7 protein-coding genes are annotated in these 8,775 nt (G+C 74.2%); 4 read left to right on the top strand and 3 right to left on the bottom strand.

The annotated features are described in order from the left end of the window. Nucleotides 1–91 precede the first annotated feature (91 nt). Nucleotides 92–1,180: a hypothetical protein gene (locus tag ABZ635_RS24160; RefSeq protein WP_357769153.1), complete on the top strand. Its 1,089-nt coding sequence runs from the start codon at nucleotides 92–94 to the stop codon at nucleotides 1,178–1,180. A 36-nt stretch (nucleotides 1,181–1,216) separates the two neighbouring features. Here ABZ635_RS24160 and dctA read toward each other — a convergent pair whose 3' ends face one another. After that, entirely contained in the window at nucleotides 1,217–2,608 is a 1,392-nt protein-coding gene (gene dctA / locus ABZ635_RS24155; RefSeq protein ID WP_357769152.1) for a C4-dicarboxylate transporter DctA, read from the bottom strand. Nucleotides 2,609–2,829: 221 nt separating this feature from the next. On the opposite strand from dctA, the gene ABZ635_RS24150 reads away from it, so the two are divergent. Further along, nucleotides 2,830–5,439 carry a molybdopterin cofactor-binding domain-containing protein gene (locus tag ABZ635_RS24150; protein WP_357769151.1) on the top strand — a complete coding sequence of 870 codons (2,610 nt, stop codon included), beginning with the start codon at nucleotides 2,830–2,832 and terminating at the stop codon, nucleotides 5,437–5,439. A gap of 17 nt (nucleotides 5,440–5,456) precedes the next feature. Next, entirely contained in the window at nucleotides 5,457–6,467 is a 1,011-nt protein-coding gene (locus ABZ635_RS24145; protein ID WP_357769157.1) for an FAD binding domain-containing protein, read from the top strand. A 76-nt stretch (nucleotides 6,468–6,543) separates the two neighbouring features. Here ABZ635_RS24145 and ABZ635_RS24140 read toward each other — a convergent pair whose 3' ends face one another. Continuing rightward, nucleotides 6,544–6,891, bottom strand: a complete 348-nt coding sequence (locus ABZ635_RS24140) for a MerR family transcriptional regulator (RefSeq protein WP_357769150.1) — start codon at nucleotides 6,889–6,891, stop codon at nucleotides 6,544–6,546. A 53-nt stretch (nucleotides 6,892–6,944) separates the two neighbouring features. Here ABZ635_RS24140 and ABZ635_RS24135 point away from each other — a divergent pair, with 53 nt between their 5' ends. Beyond that, nucleotides 6,945–7,691, top strand: coding sequence for an SDR family oxidoreductase (locus ABZ635_RS24135; RefSeq protein ID WP_357769149.1), 747 nt, complete (start codon nucleotides 6,945–6,947; stop codon nucleotides 7,689–7,691). A gap of 115 nt (nucleotides 7,692–7,806) precedes the next feature. Here ABZ635_RS24135 and ABZ635_RS24130 read toward each other — a convergent pair whose 3' ends face one another. Further along, nucleotides 7,807–8,757, bottom strand: coding sequence for a D-alanine--D-alanine ligase (locus tag ABZ635_RS24130; RefSeq protein ID WP_357769156.1), 951 nt, complete (start codon nucleotides 8,755–8,757; stop codon nucleotides 7,807–7,809). Between the last annotated feature and the right edge of the window lie 18 nt (nucleotides 8,758–8,775).

Genomic DNA, 8,775 nt, shown 5'->3' with positions numbered 1-8,775 from the left:
TCGCCGAGGGCTCCCCGGATGCGGGACTCCTCCTGGCGGAACAGGTAGGGCCACTTCGGGTCGGGGCGGCCCGCCGCTGTGGTTCGCGGGGGTGGGCCACACCCGTGGCGACGACCTGGCCGAGGCCATGCGGAAACGGTGGGCCGACGCGGTGGACTTCCTGCGCGACCCCCGGCAGTGCCGGGTGCTGGGATCGTGGCTGCGCGACCTGCACGGCCGGGAACGGGAGGGCGCCCGGGTGGTGGAGGACGCCGCCCGGGACCCCGAGCTGGCCCTGGTGCGTCTACTGGCCGGGCTGCGCCCGGACCTGCCTCCGGTGCTGCGCGGTCGGGACATGACCCTGACCTCCCTGACCAACCGCGTGCGCACCGCGCACGGCCTGTTCCTGGAGACGGGGGTCACCGTGGAGGCGGGAGTGACCGTGGAGACGGTCGAGGCGCTGTCGGGGCACCACTGCGCGGAGCCCGACCACGAGTGCGGGCCGTTCCCCTGCCAGGCCTACCGGGGGTTCGCCGCCGACCTGCGCGCGGCCTCCGAGGCCGCCGCGCGTACGGTCCGTGTCCACAACCCCTGGCTGTCCCGGCAGGGCTGGGCCGGACACGGTCCGGTGGACGTGGCCTCGCCCGGGTTCCTCGGGCTGTTGCTGACGGCGCTCCTGAACCCTCGCCAGTGGCGCGCCCGCACCCGGACCGCGTCCCGGGTGGGCGGTCGCTGGGCGGCCCTGGTTCCCGCGGCGAAGGTGTCGGGGGACCCGGCCGAGGCCGCCGGGGTCGAGGCCGTGCACCTACGGGTCTGCGAGGCCCTGGTGGAACTCAGCGGGCGGGAGGCGGGGACCGCGCCCAGGCTCGCGGAACTGCGCGGGTACCACCGGGCCGTGGCACGTGAGGGCGGGGCCGTCCTCGTCTGCCTGGTGCTCGGGCTGGCGCTGGTGGCCTGGCTGAACCTGGGCGAGGTCGAGGTGTCCGGGCCGGTGGTGTGGACCCTGGCCGTGGGACCCCTGATCGTCCAACAGCTGGTGTTCGGCGTGCTGCGAGGCTGGCGTCGCCGCACGCCCCCCGCATGGGTGGTGGTGGAACAGGACGGCCCACAGGCCACCGTGCAGCGCCTGGTGGAGCGCCTCGAAGGGGAACAGGGGCGGCTGGACGCCTCCTTCCGGGACGCGCGGTCCAAGTTCGCGTGAGCGGGCCGGGGACGCGGCGGCCCCGGCCCGCGGGTGTCAGTGGTCCGTTCGTGGGGCCGCGGAGGCCGGGGCGGATTCCTCCGCGGCCGGGTCGTGCCGCACAGCGGTCTGCGCGGCCTCCTCCGTCGCGGCGGGCGGCTCCCGTCCGTCGAGGACCGCGCGCATCCGCTCCACGTCCAGCTGTCCCTCCCACCGTGCGATGACGAAGGTGGCCACGCAGTTGCCGAGCAGGTTGATGGACACGCGCATGGTGTCCATCAGACGGTCCGCGCCCAGCAGCAGGGCCACGCCCGCGGCGGGGAAGGCGCCCAGTGCGGTGGCGGTCGCCGACAGGGCGAGGAAGGCCGAACCGGGGACCCCGGCCATGCCCTTGGAGGTCAGCAGGAGGATGAGGACCATCATCAGCTGGTCGGCCAGGGTCAGGTCAGCGCCGAAGGCCTGGGCGAGGAAGAGCGCGGCGATCGGCAGGTAGATCGCGGCGCCGTCGAGGTTGAAGGAGTAGCCGGTGGGCACGACCAGGCCGGTGGTGGCCTTGGAACAGCCCGCGTTGGTCAGCTTCTGCATGATGCGCGGCATGACGGCCTCGGAGGAGGCCGCACCGATGGCCAGGGCGAACTCCTCCTTGGTGTAGCGCAGGAACTTCCAGAGGTTGACCCCGGCCAGGACCCGCGCGATGACCGCCAGCGCGAGCAGGAAGACGGCGGCGGCGGAGTAGCAGGCGATGATGAGCATCCCGAAGCTGCTGAGGGAGGACAGCCCGTAGGCACCGATGACGAAGGCCATCGCGCCCAGGGCCCCCAGCGGAGCGGCGCGCATGATCCACCCGATGCAGGTGAAGATGACGTCGGTGAAGCGTTCGACGAGGTCCAGGACCGGTTTGCCGCGCTCTCCCATCTTGGAGAGCGCGAGCGCGACGAACACGGCGAAGAACAGAACCTGGAGCAGGGAGTTCTCGGCGAACGCGCCGACAACGCTCTCGGGGATCACGTCGAGCAGGAACTGGGCGAAGCCGGGGATCTCGCCGCCCTGGGTCACCTCCTCCAGCGCGCCGGTGTCGAGGTCGGCGGGGTCCACCTCGAAGCCCACACCGGGCTTGAGGAGGTTGGCCACGACCATGCCGTAGAGCAGGGCGAAGGCGGTGACGACCTGGAAGTAGACCAGCGCCTTGACTCCGATCCGGCCCACGGCGCCCAGGTCCCCGACCTTGGCGATGCCGGTGACGATCACGCAGAAGATCAGCGGCGCGATGAGCATCTTGATGAGGCGGATGAAGCCGTCGCCCAGGGGGCGCAGGCTCTCCCCGAACGAGGGCCACAGGTGCCCGATCAGCACGCCCGCCACGACGGCGACGATCACCTGGAAGAAGAGCGAGCGGTAGAAGCGGGGGCGGGGACGGTCGGGCGCTTCGGTCTCCGTGGCTGCTGCCATGCGGGCCCTCCACAGGGGGTTTCAGAGAATTTCGGAATCCATATTCCGCTATGAGGAATAGAGATTCCGACAGAGTAATGCTCGTCACATCCGCCACGCAAGGAACATCCGTACAAACCGGCTGGTAACAACCTCGCGAGCCCGGGACCCCTTTGACAGCCGACTTTCCCGCACCCTAAGTTGTCAATGCCTACTTTCGATTCCCCTTCGGGAGGCCGTTCATGGACACCAGCGTCAACGGAATCCCCTCCCCCGCACCCGACGACCCCGGCCTGAGCGCCGCCGACCACCTGCGCGACCGGCTCGGCCTCACCGGCACCAAGATCGCCTGCGGCTCCGGCGTGTGCGGGGCCTGCACCGTGCTGGTCGACGGAGCGCCCGCCGCCTCCTGCCTGCTTCCCGCCGACCGACTCGCCGGACGCGCCGTCACCACCGTGGAGGGCCTGGCCGGTTCCCACCCCGTCCAACGCGCGCTGGCCGCGCACGACGGCCTCCAGTGCGGCTACTGCACGCCCGGTTTCGCCGTGGCGGCCTCCGTGTTCGTGGACGCCTGGCGCGCCGAGCACGGCGACACCCGACCCGCGCGCGACGACGTCGCCGAGGCGCTCTCCGGCCACCTGTGCCGGTGCGGCGCCTACGAGGGGATCTTCGCCGCCGTGGCCGCCGCCTGCTCGGGCGCGTTCGACACCGAACCCGACCGGCACCCGCCCCGCGCGGACGCGCCCGACAAGGTCACCGGACGCGCCCGCTTCAGCGCGGACCACGCCCCGTCCGGCACCTGGGAGGGCGCGATCGTGCGTTCCCGGGTGCCGCACGCCCGAGTGCGCGAGGTGAGCGCCGCCCCAGGCCCGGACGGCGCGACCACACCCCTGGTCGACCTACTGGGCGAGGACCGCGTGGTGCGCTACGCGGGCCAACCGATCGCGGCGGTGGCCGCACCCACCAGGGCCGCGGCGCGGGCGCTCGCCGAAGCGGTGCGGGTGGACCTGGAGCCCCTGCCCTCGGTGACCGACCCCCGTGCCGCCACCGCCCCAGGCGCCCCCGTGCTGTACGCCACGAGGGCCGAGCGCGAGGCGGCGCCCGCCTACGGCGAGGTTCCCACTCCCCCGGCTCCCTGGAACGGTAACGTGCGCGGGCCCGGTGTGCTGAGCTGGCGCGGCCCCACGGCCGTGGCCCGGCTGCGGGCCGCCGCGCGGCGCGCTGACCCCCTGCTGGTGGCCGAGGAGTACACCACCGCCACCCAGGTGCACAGCCCGCTGGAGCCGCACGTGAGCGTGGCCTCCTGGGTGGACGGCGACCTGTACCTGCACGTGTCGACGCAGTCGGTGGGCAAGATCGCCGACCGGGCGGCCCGGCGCTGGAACCTGCCCCGGGAGCGCGTACACCTGGTGGCCGAGTACGTCGGCGGCGGGTTCGGGGCCAAGAACTCGCTCTCGGCGGACGTGGTGGCCGCGGTGGAGCTGTCCCGGCGCGTCGGCCGACCGGTTCGGGTGGTCCTGGACCGGTCCGAGGAACTGACCGACGCGGGTCACCGGCCGGGGACCCGCACCCGGGTGGCCCTTCTGGCCGGGGACGACGGTGCGCTGCGGGCCCTGAGCGTGGACTCCCACGGCGACGGGGGCGTGTCGGTCGGTTCCAACGTCGCCCTCCTGGCCGCCCTGATGTACGGCCGATCTCCCCGACGGGTGCGTGACTACGACGTGGTGACCAACCGGCCGCCGGGCGAACCCATGCGGGGGCCGGGTGGACCACCGATGGCCTGGGCCCTGGAACAGACCGTGGACACCATGGCCCTGCGGATGGGCGAGGACCCGCTGTCCCTGCGGCGGCGCTGGGACGGCAACCCCAAGCGGCGTGCCCTGTACGCGCGTGTGGCCGAGCTGCCGCTGTGGCGGGACCGCGCGCGCGGGCGGCGCACCGGCCGGTTCCGGCGCGGAGTGGGGCTGGCCGCGGCGGGGTGGCCGTACCTGCTCGCCCCCGACGCCCGGGTGGAGTTGGTGGTGGAGGGCGGCACCCTGGTGGTGAGGTCGGCCACCCAGGACATCGGTACCGGCATCCGCTCCGTGCTCGGCGGCGCGGTCGCCGCCCGCCTCGGTGTGGACGCGTCGGCCCTGCGCGTGGAGATCGGGCACAGCGGGGCGGTCCACGGCACCGGTTCGTTCGGCAGCCGCACCACCACCTCCATGGGCCCGGCGGCCGAGGACGCCGCCGACCGGATGCGCGCGGCCCTGCGTGAGCGCTCCCCCGGCGTCCCCGCCCGCGGCCCCGTCCCCGAACACGCGTTCAAGGAGGCGCTGGCCGCCGCCGAAGGGGTCTCGGTGGTCGGAGAACGGCGCCGGGACCGCTGGGGCGCGCTCACCCCCAACTCGGGCGACCTGGCGGTCGGGCGCGGTATGAGTGGCGCCGTGCACGTGATGGAGGTGGAGGTGGACACCCTGCTCGGCCGGGTGCGGCCCACCCGCTGCTGGGCGGGGATCGCCGCCGGGCGGATCTACGACGAGCGACTGGCCCGCAACCAGTGCGAGGGAGCCGTGGTGCAGGGCGTGGGCTACGCGCTGTTCGAGGAACGGCGTGACGATCCCGAGACGGGGGTGGTGCTCTCCGACGACCTGGAGGACTACCGCCTGCCCGGAATGGGGGACGTGCCCGAGACCGAGGTGTACTTCCACGAGGAGGGGTTCGAGCACGTGACGGGCGGCGGGGTCGGCCTGGGCGAGGTCTCGGTGGTGGGGGTGGCGGCGGCGCTGGGCAACGCCGTGCACGACGCCACCGGCTGGCGTCCGCGCGACCTCCCGCTGCGTCCGGACCGACTGATCGGAGGACTGCGTTGAGCACCGTACGAGGACCGTTGACCGCTCCCACCCGGCCCGCGAGCGCGGCCGAGGCGGCCCTGGAGCTGGCCCGGGGCGGGGCCCGTCCCCGCGCCGGGGGCACCGATCTCGCCGCCTGTGTGGAGTCGGGGGTGGTGGCGCCCGGACCGCTGGTGGACCTCGCCCGCGCCGAGGATCTGAGGGAAACGCGCTGGACGGAGGACGGCGGAGTGCGGATCGGCGCGATGACCACCGTCGCGGCGCTGGGCACGCGACCGCGCCTGGCCGGAGCCTACCCGGGCCTGGCCGCCGCGGCGCGGGCGCTGGCCACCCCGCAGGTCCGGTCCGTGGCGACGGTGGGCGGCAACCTGCTCCAGCGCAACCGCTGCCCCTACCTGCGCAACCCGGCCTTCGACTGCTTCCAGACCGGGGGCGAGGGGTGTCCGGCCCGCACCGGCGACCACCTGCGGGGCGTGGTCGTGGACCTGGGGCCGTGCGCGGCGCCGCACCCGTCGTCGCTGGCGGTGGCACTGCTGGCCCACGAGGCGACCGTGGTCGTGGTGACCGGCGGCGGCTCGTCCCAAGAGGGGGGCCAGGCGGAGCGGGACCTGGCCGCGTTGTACGACGGGACCGACCCGACCCGTGACCACCGGCTCGCCCCCGACGAACTGCTGACGGCGGTGGTGCTGCCCGCCCCCGTGCCGGGCGAGCGCGCGGCGCACCTGCGCGCGGCGGGCCGGGCGCGCGCCGAGTGGCCGCTGGTCGAGGCGGTGGTGCGCTTGGAGTGCGCCGAGGAGGGCGCGGGACCGGTGGCGCGCGCGTGGGTGGCGGTGGGCGGGGTGGCCCGCACTCCGTTGCGCCTGTCCGGTGTGGAGCGCGCCCTGGTGGGAGCGGTTCCCGGACGCGAACCGGGCCCGGGTTTCGACCGGGCGCTGGAGGGGGTGGCGGACCTGTGTTCGCCGCTGCCCTCCACCGGGTACAAGGTCGACCTGCTCCGGGCGTCCGTGCGGGACGCCGTCGAGCGGGCCCTGGGGGCTCCGGCTCGGTGAGCCTGGCTCCGGGCGCGTGGTCCGGAGCCCGGCCACGGGCGGGCCGCCGGGCGTGGCGTCCCGCCCGGGCCCGGGGTCAGTCGGTGTGGTCGGCGGCGGCGAGGATCAGGTCGTCCATGCGCGCGAGCACCGTGTCCAGTGCGTCGATCCGCTCGACGATGCGGGCCCGCTCGCGCACCAGCATGGCTCGCTGCTCGGCGCTGGTGGCGCCGGTCTCGACACACGGGAGAAGCTCCGCGATCCGGCGGCTGGACAGACCCGCCGCGTAGAACTGCTGGAACAGGCGGACCCGGTCGACGGCCCCCTCGTCGAACTCGCGCTGTCCCCCCGGGCCGCGCTCGGAGCTGAGAATGCCCTGTTCCTCGTAGTAGCGCAGCGCCCGCACGCTCACACCGGAACGCCTGGCGACCTCACCGATGCGCACGGGTCCTCCTCGACTTGAACCTTACGTTGACGTCAGGTCCTAGTGTCCCGGACATGGACACTTCGTCAACCCGCACCAAGCACGCCTTCACCGTCGAAGGCTCCGTCGCCCTCGTCACCGGGGCCAACCGCGGCCTCGGCCGCCTCTTCGCCGAACAGCTCACGGAACGCGGCGCGGCGCGTGTGTACGCCGCGGCCCGCCGCCCGGAGGAGATCGACCTTCCCGGGGTCGTGCCCCTGGGGCTCGACATCACCGACGCCCGCTCCGTGAGGTCGGCTCTCGCCCGGGCGGGCGACGTCACCCTGCTGGTCAACAACGCGGGGATCAGCAACTGGACCCACCTGGTGACGAGCGACCTCGCCGCGCTCCGGCAGGAGATGGACACCAACTTCTGGGGCACGCTCGCCATGGTCCGCGCCTTCGCCCCGGTGCTCGGCGCGAACGGCGGCGGAGCGATCCTGAACGTCCTGTCGGCGCAGTCCTGGTTCGCCTTCCCCGGAACCAACGGATACCACGCGGCCAAGGCCGCCCAGTGGGCCCTGACCAACGGCGTCCGGATGGAACTCGCCGACCAGGGCACCCTGGTGACGGGGCTGCACCTCGGCGCGGTCGACACCGATTTCAGCGCCGCCTACGACGGCCCCAAGGGTGACCCCGCCGTGTCCGTCCGTGCGGGGCTCGACGGCCTGGCACGCGGTGCCGTCGAGGTGCTCGCCGACGAGTGGAGCGCCCATGTGAAGCGGGCGCTGGCCGACGACCCGACGCGCCTGGCCCGGGAGATCGGCTCCGGAGTCGTGTGAACCCGTTCGCGGACCGCGTGGGCGCCGGGCCCGCCCCGGCGGACCGGCCCGACACGACCCGAGGGCCCGCCATGGTGGCGGGCCCTGGGGTCGTCGTCCGACGCGTGCGGCGCGGTCAGCCGCGCAGGAGCGCCTGGTGGGCGAGTTCGCGGCAGACCACCGCGAAGTCCAGCCCGGCGGCGGCGGACGCCATCGGGAACGTGGAGGTCTCGGTCAGGCCGGGGGCGACGTTGGTCTCCAGGAAGATGGCCTCGCCCCGGGCGTCCACGATGAGGTCGGTCCGGGAGAAGTCGCGCAGCCCCAGGGTGCGGTGGGCGGTCAGGGCCACCTCGGTGGCGGCCGCGACCACGTCCTCGTCCAGCCGGGCCGGGCAGAAGAACTCGGTGCGACCGGCGGTGTAGCGCGCCGCGTAGTCGTAGACCCCGCCGTCCGGGACGATCTCCACCGGGGGCAGTGCCACGGGGCCGTCACCGGTGTCGAGGACGCCGACGGCCAGCTCGGTGCCCTGGACCTGCTCCTCCACGAGCGCGGAGTCGCTGTAGGCGAAGCACGACACCAGGGCGGTGGACAGCTCGGTCACCGAGGCGACCGGCGTGGCGCCGAAGGCGGAGCCGCCGCGGTCGGGCTTGACGAACAGCGGCAGGCCGAGGCGGTCGGCGAGGCGGTCGAGCAGCGCCGGGGCGCCCAGGTCGTGGAAGGCCGACTTGGGCAGGGTCGCGCCGCGTGGCACCCGCACGCCCTTCTCGGCGAGCAGGGCCTTGGCCGCGGGCTTGGTGTAGGCCAGGCGGCAGGCGTCCGGCCGGGCGCCCACGTAGGGCACGCCGACCAGTTCCAGGACCTCGCGGATCGCGCCGTCCTCCCCGGCGGCCCCGTGCAGGACGGGGAAGACCACCTGGGGCGGGTCGGCGGCGAGTCGGCCCAGCAGTCCGGAGTCGACGTCGGCGACCTGGACCTCGACGTCGAGTCGGCGCAGGGCCTCGGCGACGCTGCGGCCGGAGTGGACGCTCACCTCGTGTTCGGGGGACAGGCCTCCGGCGAGGACGAGAACCCGGTCAAGGTCGGCCACGGCGGGGACCTCCTTCTG

The sequence above is a fragment of the Nocardiopsis sp. NPDC007018 genome (assembly GCF_040635075.1).
Lineage (GTDB): Bacteria > Actinomycetota > Actinomycetes > Streptosporangiales > Streptosporangiaceae > Nocardiopsis.
The sequence above is the reverse complement of the archived record's forward strand: the minus strand, read 5'-3'. Positions and strand labels throughout refer to the sequence as shown.